The sequence below is a fragment of the Nocardioides sp. cx-173 genome (genome assembly GCF_021117365.1).
Taxonomy (GTDB): domain Bacteria; phylum Actinomycetota; class Actinomycetes; order Propionibacteriales; family Nocardioidaceae; genus Nocardioides.
The window spans coordinates 1,499,767-1,520,697 of the sequence record NZ_CP088262.1; the positions used below are offsets into that span (position 1 = coordinate 1,499,767).

Here is a 20,931-nt window from a genome sequence, read left to right on the forward strand (position 1 = left end):
TCAGAACATCGAGTAGAGCTGGGCCAGCGGCAGCTCCTGGGCCGGCGAGGGCACGACCCGCTCGCCGTCCACGTCGATCGCGAAGGTCTCGGGGTCGATGTCGATCCGGGGCAGGGCGGAGTTGTTGACCATCGAGGCCTTGGTGACCTCCCGCGTCGGGCGTACGGCGACCAGACGCCGCCGCAGCCCGAGCCGGTCGGCCAGCCCGTCCTCCAACGCCGCCGGGGCCACGAAGGTCACCGCGTGCGGGCTGCCGTCGTCGACGAGGGTCGGGCGCATCAGCACCGGCTGCGGCGTGGGGATCGACGCGTTCGGGTCACCGAGGGCCCCCCACACCAGGGCTCCGGACTTCATCACGACGTCGGGGCGGATCCCGAAGAACCGCGGGTCCCACAGCACCAGGTCGGCCATCTTGCCCGGCTCCACCGAGCCGACCTCGTGGTCGATGCCATGGGCGATCGCGGGGTTGATCGTGTACTTGGCGACGTACCGCTTGGCGCGGGCGTTGTCCGCGGGGCCGGCTCCGAGATCGGCGTGGTCGCCGTAGCGGTGCTTCATCACGTGGGCGACCTGCCACGTGCGGCAGACGACCTCGCCGATGCGCCCCATGGCCTGCGCGTCGGACGACGTGATCGAGAGCGCGCCGATGTCGTGCAGCAGGTCCTCGGCGGCGATGGTGGTCGCGCGGATCCGGGACTCGGCGAAGGCGAGGTCCTCGGGCACCTGCGGGTTCAGGTGGTGGCAGACCATGAGCATGTCGAGGTGCTCGGCAACGGTGTTGACCGTGTGCGGCAGCGTCGGGTTGGTCGATCCCGGGATCACGTGCGGCAGCCCCGCGACCGTGAGGATGTCGGGTGCGTGCCCACCGCCCGCCCCCTCGGCATGGAAGGCATGGATGCCACGACCGGCGATGGCGCGGATGGTCGAGTCGACGTAGCCGGCCTCGTTGAGGCTGTCGGAGTGCAGCGCGACCTGGAGCCCGAACTCGTCGGCTGCCCGCAGGGCCGCGTCGATCGCGGCAGGGGTGGACCCCCAGTCCTCGTGCACCTTGTAGCCGGCCGCCCCCGCCAGCGCCTGCTCCTTCAGGCTCTCCGCGCTGACGGTGTTGCCCTTGCCGAGCAGCAGCACGTTGAGCGGCACCGTGTCGAGGGCCCGGTGGACGGTGGCGAGATGCCAGGCCCCGGGCGTCACGGTGGTGGCCTTGGACCCCTCCGAGGGGCCGGTGCCGCCGCCACCCACCGTGGTGATGCCGGTGGCGAGCGCCTCGACCAGCTGGGAGCGGGAGAGCAGGTGCACATGGGAGTCGATGGCACCGGCAGTGAGGATCCGGCCCTCGCCCGACACGACGTCGGTGCCCGGGCCGATCACCAGGTCCGGGTGCACGCCGTCGGCGATGTCGGGGTTGCCGGACCTGCCGAGGGCGACGATCCGCCCGGCGCGGATGCCGACGTCGGCGCGCACGACGCCCCAGTGGTCGAGGACGAGCGCGTTGGTGATGACCGTGTCGAGGGCGCCCTGTGCCGACGTGGCCGTCGACTGCGCCATCGACTCCCGGATCGACTTGCCACCGCCGAACACGGCCTCCTCGCCGCCGACCACGAGGTCCCGCTCGACCTCGACCCAGAGGTCGGTGTCGCCCAGGCGGACCTGGTCCCCGGTGGTGGGACCGTAGAGGGCGGCGTACGCGGCCCGGCTGATCTCAACCATCCGACGAGCCGATCTGGATGCCGGGCACCAGCCGGCGTCCGCGCAGCGCGACGATCGCGACCTCCTGGGAGGCCCCGGGCTCGAACCGTCGCGAGGTGCCCGAGGGGATGTCGAGGCGGAAGCCGGCCGCCCGCTCACGGTCGAGGTCGAGGGCGGAGTTCACCTGGGCCAGGTGCACGTGCGAGCCGATCTGCACCGGCCGGTCACCGGTGTTGGTCACGACCAGCCTGCGCCGCTCCTCGGGGGTGCGGTCGCCGTTCAGCACGACCGTGCCCGGTCCGGTCCTGGTCGCTCCGGGGCCGTCGGTCACGAGTCCCACGGGTTCCTCCTGTGTCGTTGCCGGTTCATGCGATGGGGTGGTGCAGCGTGACGAGCTTGCGGCCGTCGGGGAACGTCGCCTCGACTTGGACGTCGACGACCATCTCGGGCACACCGGGCATCACCCGGTCCCGAGTGAGGACGTCGCGGCCGCGCTCCATCAGCTCTGCGACGCCGGCTCCCGCCCGGGCCTCCTCGATCACCCAGCACGCGAGCAGGGCCACGGACTCGGGGTAGTTGAGCAGGACGCCGCGAGACAGCCGGTCACGGGCGACCATGCCGGCCACGCTGAGCAGCAGCTTCTCGGTGTCGGCGGGGGTCAGGTGCATCTCAGACCGCCATCGCGGAGCGGACGGCGTCGAGGGCACCCTCGCCACCGTCACCGGTGGACGTGACCCGGCCGGACTCCAGGACGTAGTACTGGTCGGTGCTGCGCAGGGCGAAGCCGACGTGCTGCTCGACGAGCAGCACCGACAGGTCGCCCCGCGCGGTGAGCGCCGCGATCACGCCCTCGATCTCCTGGACGACGTTGGGCTGGATGCCCTCGGTCGGCTCGTCGAGGATCAGCAGGCGCGGCTTGGTCAGCAGCGTGCGGGCGATCGCCAGCTGCTGGCGCTGGCCTCCGGAGAGGAGCCCGGCCCGGCGTGACAGCAGGGAGGAGAGGGCCGGGAACGTGTCCAGCACACCGGCGATCTCCGACCTCGCGGTCGTGACCAGCTGGAGGTTCTCCAGCGTGGTCATCTGCGGGAAGGACTGCTGGCCCTGCGGCACGTAGCCCAGCCCGCGGCGCACCCGGGCGCTCGGGCGGGTGCCGGTCACGTCCTCGCCGTCGAGCAGGACCGAGCCGGACCGCACCGGCAGCAGGCCCACGGCCACCCGCAGGAGCGTGGTCTTGCCGGCGCCGTTGTGGCCCATGATCGCCACCGCGCCGCCCGCAGGGACCTCGATCGTCACGTCGTTCAGCACCATGCTGCGGCCGTAGCCGGCGGTGATGCCCTTCAGCTCAAGCATGCTCGCCGCCCTCCGCGGTCCGGCCCAGGTAGACCTCCTGGACCCTCGGGTTCGCCTGGATCTCCGCGACCGTGCCCTCCGCGAGCACCTTCCCGGCGTGCATCACCGTCACGATGTCGGCGAAGGTGCGCACGAAGTCCATGTCGTGCTCGATGACGACGATGGTGCGCTCCGTGCCGATGCGGTGCAGAAGCTCTCCGGTCTGCTCGCGCTCCTCGGCGCTCATGCCCGCCACGGGCTCGTCGAGGAGCATCACCTTGGCGTCCTGGACCAGCAGCATCCCGATCTCCAGCCACTGCTTCTGGCCGTGCGCGAGGACGCCGGCGGGCCGGTCGCGCAGGTCGCCGAGCCCGATCGTGTCGAGCGCGTCGGCGACGTACGACGGCACGCCGCGCCGCGCCCGCACCATGCCCCACGCCGAGCGGTGCACCCCGCCGGCGATGTCGAGGTTCTGGAGCACGCTGAGCTCGTCGAAGACCGTGGCGGTCTGGAAGGTGCGGCCGATGCCGGCGCGCACGATGCGGTGCGACCGCATCGCCAGCAGGTCCTTGTTGCGGTAGCGGGCCAGCCCGGTCCCGCGCACAAGACCGGTGACCGCATCCACCAGGGTCGTCTTCCCCGCGCCGTTGGGCCCGATCAGGAAGTGGACCTGCCCCTGGAGCAGGGTGAGGTCGACGCCGTCGACCGCCTTGAACCCGTCGAAGTCGACGGTGAGGCCACGGATCTCGAGGTAGTCGACGCCGAGGGCGTCGGGGCGCAGGGTCGCGGTGCTCATGCGGCGACCTCCTTCCGGCGGTTGCTGAGGGCCGCCCACCAGCGAGGGAACAGCGAGGCGAGCCCCGCGGGGACGAACAGGATGACGACGATGAACAGCGCGCCGAGGAAGTAGGTCCACTGCTCCGGGAACGACTCCGACATGTAGGTGCGGCCGAAGCCGACGGCGAGGGCGCCGATGGCCGGCCCGAGGAGCGAGGCGCGACCGCCCAGTGCGACGCCGGCGATGAGCATGATCGACGCCAGGGCGCTCACCTCGCGGGGGTTGATGAGCCCGGCCAGCGGGACGAACATGGCGCCGCCGATGCTGGCCATCACCGCGGCCACGACAAAGGCGACCACCTTGATGTTGGCCGGGTCGTGCCCGAGGAACCGCACCCGCTCCTCGGCGTCGCGCGTCGCGAGCAGCAGCTCGCCGAAGCGGCTGCGGTACAGCTGGAAGGTCACGAGCAGCATGGCGATCAGCAGGACCGCGGTGATGGTGTAGATCAGCCGCTTGTTGATCGGGTCGTAGAGGTTGTAGCCGAAGAACGAGTACAGCGAGTTGAGGCCGGTCTGGCCCCCGGTGTACTTGATCTGCGAGACCAGCAGCGCGGCGAACGCCACCGTCAGGGCCTGCGACAGGATCGCGAAGTAGGCGCCCTTGATCCGCCGCTTGAAGACCGCCAGGCCCAGCAGCGCCGCGACCAGCGCCGGGAGGACCACGATCGCGGCCACGGTGAACGCCCCGCTGCGGAACGGCTCCCACCACGCGGGCAGGGTGCCGGAGCCGAAGTTCATCATGAAGTCGGGCACGGCGTCCGGGCCGGCCGCCTCGAGCTTGAGATGCATCCCCATGGCGTAGGCGCCGATGCCGAAGAAGAGCCCCTGGCCCAGGACGAGCATGCCGCCGCGACCCCAGGCGATGCCGATGCCGACGGCCGCGAGGGCGTAGCAGCAGTACTTGCCGAGGTTGTTGAGCCGGAAGTCGCTCAGCAGGGCCGGTGCCAGCACGAGCAGGAACACGGCGAGGACCGCGATCCCCAGCAGCGGGAGGAACGGTCGGAGACGGGCGCTCATACGAGGCTCCTCGTGCGTACGGCGAACAGGCCCTGTGGTCGCAGCTGCAGGAAGACGACCACGATGAGGAAGGTCAGGACGACGGCCATGCTGCCGTCGGTGAAGTAGGTCAGGAACGAGCGGGTGATCCCGATGGCGAACGCCGCGATGACCGCGCCCTTGATCTGGCCGATACCCCCGGCGACCACGACGAGGAACGCCCAGATGATGTACTCCGACCCCATCGTGGACTCGGTGGCCGTGATCCTGGTGACGGCCACACCGGCGATGCCGGCGAGCCCGGAGCCGAGGAAGAAGGTCAGTCGGTCGATACGGCGGGTGGAGACCCCCACGGTCTCGGCCAGGTCGCGGCTCTGGACCGTCGCCCGGATCTGGCGCCCCAGCCTCGTGTACCTCAGCAGCGCGGCGACCCCGACCAGGCAGGCGACGGCGAGCACCAGGATGAACAGCTGGCTGAGGGGGTAGCGGTAGCCGAGGATCGGGATCTGGCCGTGCAGCCAGCTGGGCGCCTCGACCGCCACGGCCTGCGCTCCGAAGATGTCCTTGGCGAGCTGCTGGAGCACGAGGCTGACGCCGAACGTGACCAGCAGGGTGTCGAGCGGGCGGTGGTACATCCACTGGATGACCGAGGCCTCGAGCAGCACGCCGAGGAGGCCGGCGACCACGAAGGCCGCCGGGATGGCCAGCAGCAGCGAGATGTCGGCGTTGGGGACGACCTGCTGGGTGAGGTAGGCGGTGTAGGCCCCGGCCATGAGGAACTCGCCGTGGGCCATGTTGATCACGCCCATCTGCCCGAACGTGAGCGACAGCCCGAGCGCGATGAGGAGCAGGGCGGCGCCCGTCGAGGCGCCGGTGAAGAGCTGGGAGATGACGACATCCATGTGTTGCTTGCCTTCCTGGAGGGGCGACCGGGCGGCGTCCCCGCCCCGGGCGGGGCGGGGACGCCGGTGCGACTCAGGCCGCGGTCACTCCTTCGAGGGGTCCCACCAGTCGTAGCCCTCGAGGTACGGGTCCGGCTCGACGGGCTCACCGGAGGACCAGATGGTCTTGATGAGCTTGTCGGCCTGCACCTCGCCGATCAGCGCCGTCTTGGCGATGTGGTGGTTCTCGCCGTCGATGGTGACGGTGCCCTCGGGGGCGGCGAACGAGACGCCGTCCGCCGCCTCGATCACGTCGTCGACGTCGAAGGTCTCGGCCTTCTCGACCATGGCCTTGTAGAGGTACAGCGAGGTGTAGGCCGCCTCCATGGGGTCGGAGGTCACCGACTTCTCGCCGTACTTGGCCTTGAACGCCTCGACGAACGTCTTGTTCTCGGGGGAGTCGACGGTCTGGTAGTAGTTCCACGACGTCATCTGGCCGGTGAGGTCGACCGGGATGGCGGCCGCCTCCTCCTCCGCGATCGAGACCGAGACGATCGGGGCGTTCGACGCGTCGAGACCCTTCTCGTCGTAGGCCTGGAGGAAGGCGACGTTGGAGTCGCCGTTGATGGTGTTGAAGACGACGTCGGGCTTGGTCGCCACGATCTTGTCGACCGCGGTGCCCCACGCGCCCTGGTCGAGCGGCTGGTACTCCTCGCCCACGACCTCGATGCCGTACTCGGCGGCGTACTGCTTGATGATCTTGTTGGCGGTGCGGGGGAAGACGTAGTCCGAGCCGGCCAGGAAGATCGACTCGATCTTCTTCTCCTCGCGCAGGAAGTCCAGCGCCGGGATGATCTGCTGGTTGGTGGTCGCGCCGGTGTAGAAGATGTTGCGGTCGGACTCGAGACCCTCGTACTGCACGGGGTAGAAGAGGATCGAGTTCAGGCTCTCGAAGGCGGGCCGCATGGCCACCCGCGACGAGGACGTCCAGCCGCCGAAGACCGCGGCGACGCAGTCCTGCTGGATGAGCTTGGTCGCCTTCTCGGCGAAGACGGTCGGCTCCGAGGCGCCGTCCTCCTGCACGATCTCGATCTGCTTGCCGAGGATGCCGCCGTCGGCGTTGATCTCCTCGGCCGCCATGGTCAGCGACTTGGAGACGGTGGTCTCGCTGATCGACATCGCGCCGGAGAGCGAGTTGAGGAACCCGAGCTTGACCGTGTCACCGGAGGTGTCGACGCAGCTGTCGATGCCGCCGCCGTCCTCTCCGGCGTCTCCGGTCTTGGAGCCGCCGCACGCCGAGACGGCGAGGGCGGTGGTGATGGCTACCAGGGTGCCGGCCAGCCATCGGGGGTGGGAAATGAGCACGTGGAACAGCCCTCTCGGTCATCGACCTGCGACGCGGCGTCGTAGGCACTGGGCCAAGGGCACGGCGGCGGGCCCTGGTGCGAGAAACCTAGGGACGCCAGATTTCAAATCGCTACCAGATGGAATTAACTGCGTGTTACGGCGACGACCAGCTCGGTGTTGCGGTCGGCGGGTGCGCCCAGGCCGACGTCCGAGCGGCCGTGCCAGTCGTTGGCGGCGAGCTCGCGAGCGAGGCCGGCGAGCTGGACGGGGTCGTCCAGGTGGCCGTCGTACGCCGCCGGGCCGGCGTGGTCGAGCATCGTCGTGAAGATCGACAGGGTGCCGTCGAGGTTGTCGGCGAGCTCGAGCAGTCGTGACTGCTGGGGCCAGTCGATGTGGGAGGCGGTGGTGATCTCCCACAGCCCACCGCCCCCGGACCGGTGGCGCGCAGCGATGCGGTTGCGGTGGGTGTGGCCGTTGACCCAGGCGACGACCCGGCCGTGCGCCAGCAGCAGGTCAAGGACCTCCTCGCCGAGCACCCGCCGCTCCGCCTCCGGGTCGGCGCCGGGAGTCACGAAGGCGTTGTCCATCCGATCGGAGGGGTGGTGGCTGAAGGCGACGACCAGCCGGTCGGCGCAGCGCGCGAGCACCTCGCGCAGCCAGGCGAGCTGCGTCAGGTCGAGGGAGCCGTCCTCGAAGCCGTGCGGGTTGACGGTGTCCAGCACGACCAGGACCACCGGCCCCTGGTCCAGGACGTAGTAGGCGGTGTCCTGGCGCCGGTTGTCCTCGGTGAAGCCGTGGCCCACCGGGGTCCCGGTCGTGTGGAAGTGCTCCTCGACGATGTCGCCGCGCGCCAGCACCCGGCGGTCGGGGTCCGGCGTGACCGTGCGCGCACCGGCGGAGCGGGTGAGCGCCGTGATGAAGCCGGTGTAGTCCCCGGTCATCGCGGCCAGCGTGTCCTCCTCGCTCACGCCGGGCGGCGGGGAGACCAGCTTGCGCGAGCCGACCGCGACCGCGCCGACCGGCGCCGTGCGCGGGAAGTTGCCCTGCACCAGACCGTCGTGGTTGCCCAGGGCGGCGTACCACGGGATCGTCAGTCCCTCGGCCTGGAACGGGCGGCGCGCGGCGTCCAGCAGCCCCGGCACCCGGGGGAAGCCGTACCTGGCATGGGCAACATCGTCGGTGGGATGGCCGGTGGTGGAGCCGTCCGGATGCCAGTAGTGCGGGTCATGGTGGTCCGGGTCGCCGTCGGCGACGCCCTCGTAGCGGGTGAGGTCACCGGAGTCGAGGCGGACCGGCCCACCGTCGAGGAGGTCGATGTTCCAGCGGACCTCGTTGTGCTGGGAGCTGTCGGAGTTGTCGCCGGTCTGGATCGCGAGCGACAGCGGCAGCCCGGTGACCGGGCCGCGGGCGACCCGGTTGACCGCGCGCACCATGGCGTCGGCCACGTGACCGGAGAGCATCTCCTGTGGACGGTGGGCCGAGGCGAAGACCGGGTCGTCGAAGCGGTCGGCCCACTCGACGCGCAGCGGGGACTGGGCGTCCACGACGTGCACGTCGCTCAGCTGCACGAGCGCCAGCAGGGGACGTCGCCGGGCGGCCCGGCCGCGGCCGGCCTCTGCGAGGTCGGTGCGCACGAGATGGGGCTCGCCGTCGCGGCGCACGACGCCGACGTACCCGCCGGGGCCGGGCTCACCACGCCGGAGCACCGAGGCCGCGGTGGCGGCCTCGGTGCTCCGGGGAGGGGTCATGCGTGAAGCGTAGGTGCGTACGTGGCCTCAGAGGTCGGCCGGGCGGAGCACCTTGTTGATGCCGTGCGCGATCTGCTTGTTGCCGGCGTTGATGTTGAGCAGGTCCCCGATGGCGCGGGCGTTGTTGTCGTTGTAGTCGCGGTCCACGATGACGACCTCGCCGTCGCGCAGGTCGACCTTGAAGCCGATGCCGGCCGCGGTCTGGACCCGCGCGCCGGCCTTGGCGGCGGCGATGACCTTCTGGGAGTTCAGGGTCGCGCCGGGGACCACGTGGTAGAGCAGCACCGTCTCGACGGTGTCGATGCCCAGGCCGGCCACGGCCTTGAAGGCGGCCTTCTCGGTGTGCGGCCGCTTGCCGGTCAGGTCGTGGACCATGTTGCGGAAGGCGGCGTCGGTGGGGACGAACGCCGTGGCCCGCTGGCGGCCCTTGGTCAGCAGCGAAACCGCGCTGTCGGGCTTGGCCTTCAGCACCGCGAGCACGGCCGCCTCGGTGACGTCGAAGTCGCCCCAGTTGCGGTCGAACCTGGTCCCGTCCGCGGCCAGCACCTTGGCCAGGCTGCGGTTGCCCTGGGCGGCCGGAGCGGCCTCGGCAGGGACGAGCATCGCGCTGCTGGTGGCCATCGCGGCGACGGTGGCGACGAGACCGGCGGCGACTCGATTGAGCTTCCTCATGGTGTGGCTCCCTATCTGGCTGTCTGGATGTGGGAAGGGGCATCCGCCCCGAGGCGAGTACGGCGTCCACCGCACCCTCACCACGTCCTTCGTCGCCGCGCACCGACCGGATTGGCAGCTTCCCCACCAATTTCCCGCCCCCCGCTGACCCGTCAGAAACTTTCTGACGGGTCAGCGGGGATTCGCGCGAGTTGCTGACGGGTCAGCGCTGGACGAGGGCGATCGCCTCGTCGACGGTGTCGACCAGGTGCACGTGTCCGTCCATGGCGCGGCCGTGGGCCAGGCGCGACAGGAGGGGCCAGGCGGGAACGGTCTGCGTCCAGTGGCGCACCCCCACCAGGACCATGGGCGCGACGGAGGTCTCGTCGGCGTAGTAGTTCTCGCAGGCGTCCTGGAAGACCTCCTGCACGGTGCCGGCCGCACCCGGCAGGAAGACGATGCCGGCATCGCAGATCTCCAGCAGGATCGCCTCGCGGGTGGAGTTGCGGAAGTACTTCGCGATCGCCGTGGCGAACAGGTTCGCCGGCTCGTGCCCGTAGTGCCAGGTCGGGATGCTGAGGCTGTCGGTGGGCTCGCCGAAGGCGTCGCGCACCTCGCGCGCCGTCGCCACCCAGGCATCGACCGACGGGTGGTAGGACGGCACCCGGGCCAGGATCTCCAGGGCCCGCACCAGGTCGTCGGGGGAGCGGTGCGCCAGCCGAGCGCCCAGGTTGGCCGCCTCCATCGCCCCGGGGCCGCCGCCGGTCGCGACCACGTGGCGACCGCCCAGCCCGGCGCCCAGCCGGGCGGCGTCGGCGTACGTCGCCTCGCCCCGCACCAGCGCGTGTCCGCCCATGACGCCCACCAGCGAGCGCCCGTCGGTCCACTCCAGCAGCGCCCGGTCGACCGCGTGGTCGTGCAGCGCCCGCGCCAGCGTGCTGTCGGCGCCGGCGTCCTCCTGCGACCAGGCGTAGGCCCGGGCGTCGGTGCTGGCGGCGTACTCGGCGGCGTCGTACAGCTCGTCGGCGTCGTACAGGCCGGCCCGGTAGACGTCGACGGGGACGTCGCCGATCGCGGGGAGCACCAGCGCGCCGGCGGCCTCCACCCGACCCGCGTCACCCGGCGCGAACGTGCAGCCGAGGAACGTCGCGCCCGAGAGCCGGCAGCCAAGGAGCGCCTGGCCGTGCCCGGTGAGGTCGAGCCCGTGCAACCGCCAGCCCGAGAGCCGCCGCGCGCCCCGGTCCAGGCGCCGGTCGAGGTCCTCGAGCGAGTCGATGCGGACGCCGCGGCCCCTGGTGCGCTTCACGCGGCGAACCTACCCGGCGGCTCGACCCTCAGAACGCGTGCGCCATGAGCTCGCCGAACAGCTCCTGCTCGTCGACGGCCAGCCCCCGGGAGCGGAACCAGCCGCACACGTTCGTGCAGTCGCGCAGGAGGAAGTCCATTCCGGCGGGGTTGGCGACGAGGTCGACCACCTGCGGCAGGTCGATGACGACCAGCCGCTCACCCGCCGCCAGGATGTTGTACGGCGAGAGGTCGCCGTGCACCACGCCCTGCTGCACCAGGAGCACGAGTGTGTCGCGGAGCTGGTCGTAGTAGGACGCGAGCAGCTCCGGGTCGGGCCGGGTCTGGGCCAGCCGGGGCGCGGTCTCACCGTCGACGGTGACCCACTCCATGAGGATCTCCGTGCCGTCGATCTGCACCGGGTAGGGGACCGGCGCGCCCAGGCGGTGCAGGCGGACCAGCGCCTGCCACTCCGCCCACGCCCACTGCCCGGCGGCGACGGAGCGCCCGAAGGCGCTCTTGCGGGAGAGCGCGCGGGCGTCGCGGGTGTTGCGCATCCGGCGGCCCTCGGTGTAGGCCGTCGAGCGGTGGAACGAGCGGTGCTCCTCGCCCCGGTAGCGCTTGGCGGCCATGACCACCGCGTGCTCCGGCTCGTGCGGGTCGGCGCGCTCCAGCAGGAACACGTCGGCCTCCTTGCCGGTCTTGAGGACGCCGAGGTCGGTGTCGATGGCGCCCTGCGAGGTCACCAGCCAGTCGGGCCGGGGCTCCGGCCCGCGGCACAGCGGCTCGACCGAGAGCCAGGTGGACCAGCGCTGGTGGGGATCCGCGAGGTCGTCGTACGCGGCGAAGTCGAAGACGAACGACGGGTCGAGCCCGTCGGTGGTTCCGGGGTCGTGCTGCTCAGGGGTGAAGCCGTCCTGGGTGGACATCGGTGGTGCTCCGATACGTCGAGAGGGGGTGGTCTGCGGACAGGCCGAGGACAGTCATGGGCATGTCAGCTCCTCTCGACGGGCGCCGGCCGACGCCGGCGGTGCGCGACCAGCCTGACGCGCGGCGGTGCGGGCGGGCAACCGGTTAAACGACGGATCCACTAGGTTGAGCCGGTGCCGCACCCCCCGGGCCTCCGGCGGCGACCGCCCTCGGCCCTGGTCGCCGCGCTGCCCCTTCTGCTCCTGCTGCTGGTGGTCGTCCCGGTGTCGGCGGACGAGCCCGCGCCGGTGCTGGGCGCCCCGGGCATCGGCGACCCCTACTTCCCGCTCGACGGCAACGGCGGCATCGACGTGCAGTCCTACGAGGTGCACGACCGCTATGCGTTCCGCACCGAGCGGCTCTCGGGCTGGACCGTCGTCCGGCTCACCGCCACCCAGGCGCTGCGCCGCTTCAACCTGGATCTGCTGCTCACCGCGAGATCCGTCACCGTCGACGGGGTGCCGGCCGCCTTCGCCCAGCGCGACGGCCACGAGCTCGAGATCACCCCGACCGTGCCGCTCGCCGCGGGACAGGCGGTGGAGGTGCTGGTGCGCTACGCCGGCTCGCCCGCCGAGCTCACGTGGCGCGGCGAGTCGAACTGGCTGGCCAGCGACCGCGAGGTGCTCGCCGTCCACCAGCCACACATGGCCGCGTGGTGGTTCCCCGCGAACGACCACCCGAGCGACAAGGCGCTGGTCGACGTCTCCATCACGGCACCCACGCGCAAGGTCGTCATCTCCAACGGCGAGCGGGTGGGGCGGGTCGTACGCGGTGGGCTCGCGACCACCCGCTGGCGCTCGGCCCAGCCGATGGCGCCGTACCTCGCCTTCTTCGCCATCGGGCCGTTCCGCGTCGAGCGCGGCACGCTCGCCGGCCGCCCGTGGCTGGTCGCGGTGTCCAAGGCCATGCCACGCCAGCACCTGCGCCGCTCGCTGCGGCTCATGCGGCGCTCGGCCGGCGTGACCCGGTGGCTGGAGCGGCAGCTGGGCCCCTACCCGTTCGGCTCGACCGGTGGCGTGACCACCAGCCTCAACCCCGGCTTCGCTCTCGAGACCCAGGGTCGCCCGGTCTACCCGATCCTCGCCCAGGGCGGACACTCGCTGCTGGTCCACGAGCTCGCGCACCAGTGGTTTGGCAACTCCGTGGCGCTGGAGCGGTGGGGCGACATCTGGCTCAACGAGGGGGCCGCGACCTTCCTGGAGGTGCGCTGGGCCGAGTCCCGCGGGGGAATGGACGGGCAGCGGTGGCTGGAGCAGGCCTACGCCCGCTACCCACGCGGCGCGCCGTTCTGGCGGGTACGCCTCGGCGACCCGGGCCCGCACCGGCTCTTCCACGAGGCGGTCTACCTGCGCGGCGCCATGACCTTCCAGGCGCTGCGCGTCCGCCTCGGCGAGGACGCCTTCTGGCGGCTGCTGCGTACCTGGGTGGCCGACCACCGCGACGGCAACGCCACGTCCGCGCAGTTCGAGGCCCTCGCCGAGCAGGTCAGCGGCCAGAACCTCGGCGCGTTCTTCGATGCCTGGCTGCGCGCGCCGGTCCGGCCGGCGCGGGCGGCCGCGCACGGCTTGTAACTCAGCGTTACGACCTCTACCGCACCGTTGTAACGGCATGTAAGACGCAGTAACGGTGAGTTACAAGCACGCCGACCCTCAGCGCACCCCCCACGAGTAGGTCTGCTTGCGGAGCTTGAGATACATGAAGGTCTCGGTGGTGACGACGCCGTCGAGCGAGCGGATCTTGGCGGAGATCAGCTCGAGCAGGTGCTCGTCGGTCTCGCAGACGACCTCGACGAGCAGGTCGTAGCGGCCGGCGGTCACGACGACGTAGTCCACCTCGTCGAGCTCGGCGAGGGCATCGGCGACCGACTCGAGCGGGCCGTGGACGCTGACCCCGACCATGGCCTGGCGAGCGAAGCCGAGCTGGAGCGGGTCGGTCACCGCGACCACCTGCATCACGCCGCCCTCGACCAGGCGCTGCACGCGCTGGCGGACGGCGGCCTCGGACAGGCCGACCACCTTGCCGATCGCGGCGTACGACCGGCGGCCGTCCTGCTGGAGCTGCTCGACGATGGCCTTGGAGACCTCGTCGAGGACGATCCCGGGGCGGTCCTGCTTGCGCGTCATGGCGGCAACGTACCCGGGGAGCGCTGCCCCGGCACGTTTCCGGCCCGCGTCCGCGACGAGCGAATTCGTTGCCAGAAGGTTTCCGATCGACGGTTTCGCTTGTCGGCCCCCCCGGCCCGTGGCACGATCCGATCGTTGGTCTCGCCAGGTCGAGGGAGTCGCATGTCGCCAGACGTTCCCGCTCGCAGGTCGACACTGTCGCGTCGCGGGGTGCTGAGGGGCGGGGGAGCCGTCGCCTTCGCGGGCGTGAGCGTCGCCGCGCTGAAGCTGCCGTTCTTCTCGGTGCCGGGCGCCCAGCAGGACCCGGCATCGTGCCGGGCCGCCGACGTCTCCGACGCCGAGAAGGCCCTCGTCATCTCCAACTGGACCGGCTACATCGACCCGCGCAAGGACCCCGAGTCCACGTGGGCGGGCTTCCGGGACTCGACCGGGATCAAGGTCGACTACAACGTGGACATCAACGACAACGCCGAGTTCTACGCCAAGGTGAAGAACCAGCTCGGCTCCTGCGACCCCATCGACCGGGACCTGATCATGATGACCGACTGGATGGCCGCGCGGATGATCGGTCTCGGCTGGATCCAGCCGCTCGAGAAGCGAAACGTGCCGAACCTGCACGCCAACATCATCGACTCCCTGCGCCAGAAGCCCTGGGACCCGGACCTGGAGTACCACGCGCCCTGGCAGAGCGGCCTGACCGGCATCGCCTACAACGCGGCCGAGACCGGCGAGATCAAGAGCTTCGAGGAGCTCATCACCCGCACGGACCTCAAGGGCAAGGTCACCCTGCTCTCGGAGATGCGCGACACGATGGGCTTCCTGCTCAAGGTGGCCGGCGCCGACCCCGCCGACTTCACCGAGGACCAGTGGCACGACGCGCTCGACCTGCTCCGCAAGGCGATCGCCGACGAGCAGCTGCGCAGCTTCGCCGGCAACAACTACCTCCAGGAGCTCTCCGGCGGCAACGTCGTGGCCTGCGAGGCCTGGTCCGGCGATGTCATCCAGGCGCAGTTCGAGAATCCCGACATCAAGTTCGTCGTGCCGGAGGAGGGGCTGTCGCTGTGGAGCGACAACATGATGGTCCCCAACCTGGCCACCCACCAGGGCAACGCCGAGAAGTGGATCGACTACTACTACGACCCGGCCGTCGCGGCGAAGCTGGCCGCCTGGGTCAACTACATCTGCCCGGTCGCCGGTGCCCGCGAGGAGATGGAGAAGCTCGACGCCTCCCTCGTCGACAACCCGCTGATCTTCCCCGACGCCGACCTGCTCGCCAACACGTTCGACTTCATGGATCTCGACGACCGGCAGAACGCGCAGTACGAGAAGGAGTGGGCCGATGTCACAGCTGGCTGAGGATGCCCCGGCGAGCGAGCCGGCCGAGCCCAGCGGGTCCGGCGGCGCGGCGTACGACGGGCTGCGGCTGCAGCGCCTGACGAAGTCGTTCGGCGGCGGGTTCACGGCCGTCGACCGCCTCGACCTGGACGTGCCGCGCGGCTCGTTCTTCGCGCTGCTCGGCCCGTCGGGGTGCGGCAAGACCACGACGCTGCGGATGGTCGCCGGGCTGGAGACGCCGACGTCCGGCTCGATCGTGCTGTCCGGCCAGGACATCACCGTCGCCAAGCCCTACCGGCGCCCGGTCAACACGGTCTTCCAGAGCTACGCGCTCTTCCCGCACCTCGACATCTTCGAGAACGTCGCCTTCGGGCTGCGCCGGCGCAGGTCCGCGCAGGTGAAGGAGAAGGTCGGCGCGATGCTCGAGCTGGTGGAGCTGACCAGCCAGGCGCGCAAGAAGCCGGCCCAGCTCTCCGGCGGCCAGCAGCAGCGGGTCGCGCTCGCCCGGGCGCTGATCAACGAGCCCGAGGTGCTGCTGCTCGACGAGCCGCTGGGAGCGCTGGACCTCAAGCTGCGCCGGGCGATGCAGATCGAGATCAAGCGGATCCAGACCGAGGTGCAGCAGACCTTCATCCACGTGACCCACGACCAGGAGGAGGCCATGACGATGGCCGACACGGTCGCGGTGATGAACGCCGGCGTCATCGAGCAGATGGGCGCGCCGGCCGAGCTCTACGAGAACCCGCGCAGCACGTTCGTCGCCAACTTCCTCGGCCAGTCGAACCTCATCTCCGGCACGGTGCGCTCGCGCAGCGCCGACGTCACGTCGGTCGACATGCACGGCATCCAGGTGTCGGTGCCGACCCGGCGCACGCACGTCGACGGCGACCAGAGCTGGGTGGGGATCCGCCCGGAGAAGGTGCTGATCGGCGAGGAGGGGGCCGAGCTGGACGCGCCGGGCAACACCATCCCCGGCGGCGTCATCAGCGACGTGAGCTTCGTCGGGGTGAGCACGCAGTACCTCGTGCGGATGCCATGGGGCCAGGAGTTGCAGGTGTTCTCGCAGAACACCGGCCGCACGCGGATCTTCCGCGCCGGGGAGCGGGTCGAGCTGTCCTGGCGGCCCGAGTACGCGTTCCTGCTCGACCAGTCCCAGGACGCGACGGCCGGGTCCCAGCGGGACGACGGGTGAGCGACACGGTGCGGCGCCGGGGGCGGGTCGGCTACCTGCTCCTGCTCCCGGCCGCCCTGTGGCTGCTGGTGTTCTTCGTGGTGCCGCTCTACTCGCTGGTCGCGACCAGCCTCTTCGACCCGGCCGGATCGGACTTCCGCGGCTACGAGATGAGCTACGCGTTCGGCAACTACGGCGACGTCGTGCGCGACTACGCCGGCCCGTTCGGGCGCTCGCTCATGTACGGCGCGCTGGCCACGCTGTTCTGCCTGGTGCTCGGCTACGTGCTCGCCTACGCGATCGCGTTCAAGGCCGGCCGCTGGAAGAACCTGATGCTGGTGCTGGTGATCGCGCCGTTCTTCACCAGCTTCCTGGTGCGGACGCTGTCCTGGAAGCTGATCCTCGCCGACGACGGCTTCGTCGTGAACACCCTGCAGACCCTGCAGGTCCTCGGTGACGACGGCCGGCTGCTGGCGACGCCGATCGCGGTCGTGGCGGGACTGACGTACAACTTCCTGCCGTTCATGGTGCTGCCGCTGTACGCCAGCCTGGACAAGATCGACCCTCGGCTCATCGAGGCCTCCGGCGACCTGTACGCCCACCCGGTCGTCGGGTTCTTCAAGGTGACCTGGCCGCTGTCGCTGCCGGGCGTCGTGTCCGGCACGCTGCTGACGTTCATCCCGTCGGTCGGCGACTACATCAACGCGCAGTTCCTCGGCAGCACCAACGAGCGGGTGATCGGCAACGTCATCCAGGCGCAGTTCACCGACGCCAACAACTACCCGGTCGCCTCGGCGCTGTCGGTGCTGCTGATGGTGATCATCCTGGCGATGGTGCTGGTCTACGTGCGGCGGGCCGGCACGGAGGAGCTGCTCTGATGCGCTGGGTCAAGGAGCGGCTGGTCCTCGCCCTCGGGCTGCTGGTGCTCGTCTACACCTTCGTGCCGATCTTCATCGTGGTCGCGATGAGCTTCAACAACCCCGGCGGGCGCAACGTCTACCAGTTCGGGAGCTTCACCTGGGACAACTGGAAGGACCCCTGCGGCCCCGACGACCTGTGCAGCACCCTGCTGACCAGCATCCAGATCAGCCTGTTGGCGACGCTGGTCGCGACGCTGCTTGGCACGCTGGCGGCGTTCGCGCTGGTGCGCCACGACTTCACCGGCCGCTCGGCGTCCAACCTGCTGATCTTCCTGCCGATGGCGGCCCCCGAGATCGTGCTGGGCTCCTCGCTGCTGGCGCTGTTCGTGGCGTCCGGCTTCGCAGGCCAGCTGGGCTTCTGGACGATCTTCATCGCGCACGTGATGTTCTGCCTGTCCTTCGTGGTGGTCACGGTGCGTGCGCGGCTGGCCGGCATGGACGACGACCTCGAGCAGGCCGCGATGGATCTCTATGCCACGCCGGGGCAGACGTTCTGGCGGGTGACGTTCCCGCTGGTCCTGCCCGGCATCCTCGGTGCGGCGCTGCTGAGCTTCTCGTTGTCCTTCGACGACTTCATCGTCACGAACCTCAACTCCGGCAACACCACGACCTTCCCGATGTACGTCTACGGCCAGGAGCGGGTCGGGGTGCCGATGCAGGTCAACGTGGTCGGCACCTTGATGTTCCTGGTGTCCATCGCGATCGTCGTCGGCATGGAGCTGCGCAGCCGGCGCCGCGCCCCGGCGTGACCACGCCCGCCGCCGCGCTCGCCGCCGCCGCCCCGTCGGTCTTCTGGCTGGACGACGCCGCGCGTCCCGGAGCCCTGCCCCCGCTCGCCGGTCGGGTGGGCGCCGACCTGGTCGTGGTCGGCGGCGGGTACGCCGGACTGTGGACCGCCCTGCGCGCCGTCGAGCGCGACCCTGGCCGATCGGTGGTCGTGCTCGAGGCCGGCAGGTGCGGGCAGGAGGCCAGCGGCCGCAACGGGGGCTTCGCCTCCGCCAGCCTCACCCACGGGTTCGCCAACGGGCTGGCGCGCTGGCCCACCGAGCTGGCCACGCTCGACCGGCTGGGCGCCGACAACCTGCGCGCCATCGGCGACACCGTCGCGCGCCACGGCATCGACTGCCACTGGGAGGAGACCGGCGAGCTGTCGGTCGCCGCCGCCCCGCACCAGCTGGCCGAGCTCGAGGAGCTGGCGGCGGCGATGACGGCCGCGGGCCACGAGGTCGCCCTGCTGGACCGGACCGCCGTACGGCAGCGGCTGGACTCGCCGACGTACGTCGGCGGGCTGGCCGACCCGCACGGCACCGCGCTGGTCGAGCCGGCCCGGCTCGCATGGGGCCTGCGCCGGGCCTGCCTGGACCTGGGGGTGCGGATCTTCGAGGACACCCGGGCCACCGCACTCGGCGACGACGGCGCGGGGATCGTGGTCTCGACGACCGGCGGCTCGGCGCATGCCGGTCAGGTGGCGCTCGCCACGAACGCGTTCCCCTCGCTGCTGCGGCGGCTGCGGCTGCGGACGGTGCCGGTCTACGACCACGTGCTCATGACCGAGCCGCTGTCGGCGGCGCAGCTGGCGTCGATCGGCTGGGCAGGTCGCGAGGGCGTCGGTGACTCCGCGAACCTCTTCCACTACCTCCGCCTGACGCGAGACGACCGGATCCTGTGGGGCGGCTACGACGCGGTCTACCACTACGGCTCGCGCATCGCGCGCGACCTGGAGCAGAGCGACCGGACGCACGGGCTGCTGGCGGAGCACTTCTTCGCGACGTTCCCGCAGCTCGAGGGGCTGCGGTTCACCCACCGCTGGGGCGGGGTGATCGACACGTGCACGCGGTTCGCGGCGTTCTTCGGGACCGCTCGCGCCGGACGGGTCGGCTACGCGCTGGGCTACACCGGCCTCGGCGTGGCGGCGACGCGCTTCGGCGCCGACGTGGTGCTGGACCTGCTGGACGGCGAGGAGACCGAGCGGACGGCGCTGGAGATGGTGCGCCGGCGCCCGCCGCCGTTCCCGCCGGAGCCGGCGCGCTACGCCGGCATCCAGCTGACCCGGTGGTCGCTGGCGCGCGCCGACCGCCACGATGGACGACGCAACGTGTGGCTGCGCGCGCTGGACGCGGCGGGGCTGGGGTTCGACTCATGAGGGAGACGCAGATGGACGTGGTGACGCACTGGCGCGCCGGCGAGCGGTGGACCGGCTCGGGCGAGCGGCTCGGCGACGTCTACGACCCCGCGACCGGTCGGGTTGCGCGGCAGGTGGCGTTCGCGTCGCCCTCCGACGTGGAGGCTGTGGTGTCCGCGGCGGTCGAGGCAGGGCGCGAGTGGGCAGCGGCGTCGCTGTCACGCCGTACGGCGGTGCTCTTCGCGTTCCGCGAGGTGCTCGCGCGCCGCCGCTCGGAGGTGGCCGCGGCGATCACCGCCGAGCACGGCAAGGTGCTCGACGACGCGCTGGGCGAGGTGCAGCGCGGGCTGGAGGTCGTGGAGTTCGCCTGCGGGGCGCCGCACTTGCTCAAGGGCGGCTTCAGCGACGGGGTCTCCAGCGGCGTCGACGTCTACTCGATCCGCCAGCCGCTCGGCGTCGTCGGCGTCATCTCGCCGTTCAACTTCCCGGCGATGGTGCCGCTCTGGTTCGTCCCCGTCGCGATCGCCTGTGGCAACGCGGTCGTGCTCAAGCCGTCGGAGAAGGACCCGTCGGCCTCGATGCTGCTGGCCGAGCTGTGGGCCGAGGCGGGACTGCCGCCGGGCGTCTTCTCGGTCCTGCAGGGCGACAAGGTCGCGGTCGACGGCCTGCTCACGCACCCGGACGTCAAGGCGGTCTCGTTCGTCGGCTCGACGCCGGTGGCGCGCTACGTCTTCGAGACCGGCACGGCGCACGGCAAGCGGGTCCAGGCCCTCGGTGGCGCCAAGAACCACATGGTGGTGCTGCCCGACGCCGACCTCGAGGCCGCCGCCGACGCCGCCGTGTCCGCGGGCTTCGGCTCGGCCGGTGAGCGGTGCATGGCGATCTCGGCGCTGGTCTGCGTCGACCCGGTCGCCGACGAGCTGGTGCCGCTGATCGCCTCGCGGATGGCGGCGCTGGTGACCGGCGACGGCCGTCTCGGCTGCGACATGGGGCCGCTGGTGACGGGCGAGCACCGCGACAAGGTGGCGTCGTACGTCGAGGTCGGTGTCGCGGCGGGCGCGACATTGGTCGTGGACGGCCGGTCGGTGGTGCCGACGGGGGAGCCCGGCGGCTTCTGGCTGGGACCGACCCTCTTCGACCACGTGACGCCCGGGATGTCGATCTATGACGAGGAGATCTTCGGCCCGGTGCTGTCGGTCCTTCGGGTCCCCACCTACGACGACGCGCTGGCGCTGGTCAACGCCAACCCCTACGGCAACGGCACCGCGATCTTCACCCACGACGGCGGCGCGGCCCGGCGCTTCCAGCGCGAGGTGGAGGTCGGCATGGTGGGCATCAACGTCCCGATCCCGGTGCCGATGGCCTACTACTCCTTCGGCGGCTGGAAGTCCTCGCTCTTCGGCGACACCCACGCCCACGGCACCGAGGGCGTGCACTTCTACACCCGCGGCAAGGTCGTCACCTCCCGCTGGCCCGCCCCCGACTCGCCGCGTCCCGGTGTCGACCTGGGGTTCCCGCAGCACACGTGAGTC

The 20,931-nt window shown here is 71.1% G+C and carries 20 protein-coding genes; 7 read left to right on the forward strand and 13 right to left on the reverse strand.

What is annotated here, in order from left to right; genetic code table 11:
• The 12 genes from LQ940_RS07285 to LQ940_RS07340 all read right to left on the reverse strand — a co-directional run bounded on the left by LQ940_RS07285 (nucleotide 1) and on the right by LQ940_RS07340 (nucleotide 11,688).
• Complete coding sequence (locus LQ940_RS07285; RefSeq protein WP_231242328.1) at nucleotides 1–1,707, reverse strand: urease subunit alpha; 1,707 nt, start codon at nucleotides 1,705–1,707, stop codon at nucleotides 1–3.
• Nucleotides 1,700–2,026: an urease subunit beta gene (ureB, locus tag LQ940_RS07290; protein WP_231242329.1), complete on the reverse strand. Its 327-nt coding sequence runs from the start codon at nucleotides 2,024–2,026 to the stop codon at nucleotides 1,700–1,702. Before ureB ends, LQ940_RS07285 begins: the two co-directional genes overlap by 8 nt.
• 25 nt (nucleotides 2,027–2,051) lie before the next feature.
• Nucleotides 2,052–2,354 (reverse strand): urease subunit gamma, encoded by a 303-nt coding sequence (locus LQ940_RS07295; protein WP_231242330.1) that lies wholly within the window; start codon nucleotides 2,352–2,354, stop codon nucleotides 2,052–2,054.
• A gap of 1 nt (nucleotide 2,355) precedes the next feature.
• Nucleotides 2,356–3,036 (reverse strand): ATP-binding cassette domain-containing protein, encoded by a 681-nt coding sequence (locus LQ940_RS07300; RefSeq protein WP_231242331.1) that lies wholly within the window; start codon nucleotides 3,034–3,036, stop codon nucleotides 2,356–2,358.
• Nucleotides 3,029–3,811, reverse strand: a complete 783-nt coding sequence (urtD, locus tag LQ940_RS07305; protein ID WP_231242332.1) for an urea ABC transporter ATP-binding protein UrtD — start codon at nucleotides 3,809–3,811, stop codon at nucleotides 3,029–3,031. Before urtD ends, LQ940_RS07300 begins: the two co-directional genes overlap by 8 nt.
• Complete coding sequence (urtC, locus tag LQ940_RS07310; protein WP_231242333.1) at nucleotides 3,808–4,869, reverse strand: urea ABC transporter permease subunit UrtC; 1,062 nt, start codon at nucleotides 4,867–4,869, stop codon at nucleotides 3,808–3,810. The genes urtD and urtC overlap by 4 nt, the downstream gene beginning before the upstream one ends.
• On the reverse strand, nucleotides 4,866–5,750 hold the full coding sequence (gene urtB, locus LQ940_RS07315; RefSeq protein ID WP_231242334.1) for an urea ABC transporter permease subunit UrtB: 885 nt from the start codon (nucleotides 5,748–5,750) through the stop codon (nucleotides 4,866–4,868). The genes urtC and urtB overlap by 4 nt, the downstream gene beginning before the upstream one ends.
• A gap of 84 nt (nucleotides 5,751–5,834) precedes the next feature.
• Nucleotides 5,835–7,094, reverse strand: coding sequence for an urea ABC transporter substrate-binding protein (urtA, locus tag LQ940_RS07320; RefSeq protein ID WP_231242335.1), 1,260 nt, complete (start codon nucleotides 7,092–7,094; stop codon nucleotides 5,835–5,837).
• A 125-nt stretch (nucleotides 7,095–7,219) separates the two neighbouring features.
• Nucleotides 7,220–8,824 carry a TIGR03767 family metallophosphoesterase gene (locus tag LQ940_RS07325; protein WP_231242336.1) on the reverse strand — a complete coding sequence of 535 codons (1,605 nt, stop codon included), beginning with the start codon at nucleotides 8,822–8,824 and terminating at the stop codon, nucleotides 7,220–7,222.
• A 27-nt stretch (nucleotides 8,825–8,851) separates the two neighbouring features.
• Entirely contained in the window at nucleotides 8,852–9,496 is a 645-nt protein-coding gene (locus LQ940_RS07330) for a fasciclin domain-containing protein (RefSeq protein ID WP_231242337.1), read from the reverse strand.
• Nucleotides 9,497–9,698: 202 nt separating this feature from the next.
• Nucleotides 9,699–10,781: an LOG family protein gene (locus LQ940_RS07335; RefSeq protein WP_231242338.1), complete on the reverse strand. Its 1,083-nt coding sequence runs from the start codon at nucleotides 10,779–10,781 to the stop codon at nucleotides 9,699–9,701.
• 28 nt (nucleotides 10,782–10,809) lie between these two features.
• Complete coding sequence (locus tag LQ940_RS07340) at nucleotides 10,810–11,688, reverse strand: serine protein kinase RIO (RefSeq protein WP_231242339.1); 879 nt, start codon at nucleotides 11,686–11,688, stop codon at nucleotides 10,810–10,812.
• A 174-nt stretch (nucleotides 11,689–11,862) separates the two neighbouring features.
• On the opposite strand from LQ940_RS07340, the gene LQ940_RS07345 reads away from it, so the two are divergent.
• The gene (locus LQ940_RS07345) at nucleotides 11,863–13,299 is read left to right on the forward strand and encodes a M1 family metallopeptidase (protein ID WP_231242340.1); all 1,437 of its coding nucleotides are present in this window, start codon (nucleotides 11,863–11,865) and stop codon (nucleotides 13,297–13,299) included.
• A gap of 78 nt (nucleotides 13,300–13,377) precedes the next feature.
• Here LQ940_RS07345 and LQ940_RS07350 read toward each other — a convergent pair whose 3' ends face one another.
• Nucleotides 13,378–13,851: an Lrp/AsnC family transcriptional regulator gene (locus LQ940_RS07350; protein ID WP_231242341.1), complete on the reverse strand. Its 474-nt coding sequence runs from the start codon at nucleotides 13,849–13,851 to the stop codon at nucleotides 13,378–13,380.
• A gap of 246 nt (nucleotides 13,852–14,097) precedes the next feature.
• On the opposite strand from LQ940_RS07350, the gene LQ940_RS07355 reads away from it, so the two are divergent.
• Genes LQ940_RS07355 through LQ940_RS07380 form a run of 6 tightly spaced genes read left to right on the forward strand, consistent with a single transcriptional unit; the run spans nucleotide 14,098 to nucleotide 20,928 of the window.
• The gene (locus LQ940_RS07355; protein ID WP_231242342.1) at nucleotides 14,098–15,207 is read left to right on the forward strand and encodes a polyamine ABC transporter substrate-binding protein; all 1,110 of its coding nucleotides are present in this window, start codon (nucleotides 14,098–14,100) and stop codon (nucleotides 15,205–15,207) included.
• Complete coding sequence (locus LQ940_RS07360) at nucleotides 15,191–16,378, forward strand: ABC transporter ATP-binding protein (RefSeq protein WP_231242343.1); 1,188 nt, start codon at nucleotides 15,191–15,193, stop codon at nucleotides 16,376–16,378. Before LQ940_RS07355 ends, LQ940_RS07360 begins: the two co-directional genes overlap by 17 nt.
• Nucleotides 16,375–17,235, forward strand: a complete 861-nt coding sequence (locus LQ940_RS07365; protein ID WP_231242344.1) for an ABC transporter permease — start codon at nucleotides 16,375–16,377, stop codon at nucleotides 17,233–17,235. Before LQ940_RS07360 ends, LQ940_RS07365 begins: the two co-directional genes overlap by 4 nt.
• Nucleotides 17,235–18,026, forward strand: a complete 792-nt coding sequence (locus LQ940_RS07370) for an ABC transporter permease (RefSeq protein WP_231242345.1) — start codon at nucleotides 17,235–17,237, stop codon at nucleotides 18,024–18,026. The genes LQ940_RS07365 and LQ940_RS07370 overlap by 1 nt, the downstream gene beginning before the upstream one ends.
• Complete coding sequence (locus tag LQ940_RS07375) at nucleotides 18,023–19,420, forward strand: NAD(P)/FAD-dependent oxidoreductase (protein WP_231242346.1); 1,398 nt, start codon at nucleotides 18,023–18,025, stop codon at nucleotides 19,418–19,420. The genes LQ940_RS07370 and LQ940_RS07375 overlap by 4 nt, the downstream gene beginning before the upstream one ends.
• Nucleotides 19,417–20,928 (forward strand): CoA-acylating methylmalonate-semialdehyde dehydrogenase, encoded by a 1,512-nt coding sequence (locus LQ940_RS07380; RefSeq protein ID WP_269214523.1) that lies wholly within the window; start codon nucleotides 19,417–19,419, stop codon nucleotides 20,926–20,928. Before LQ940_RS07375 ends, LQ940_RS07380 begins: the two co-directional genes overlap by 4 nt.
• Nucleotides 20,929–20,931: the final 3 nt, after the last annotated feature.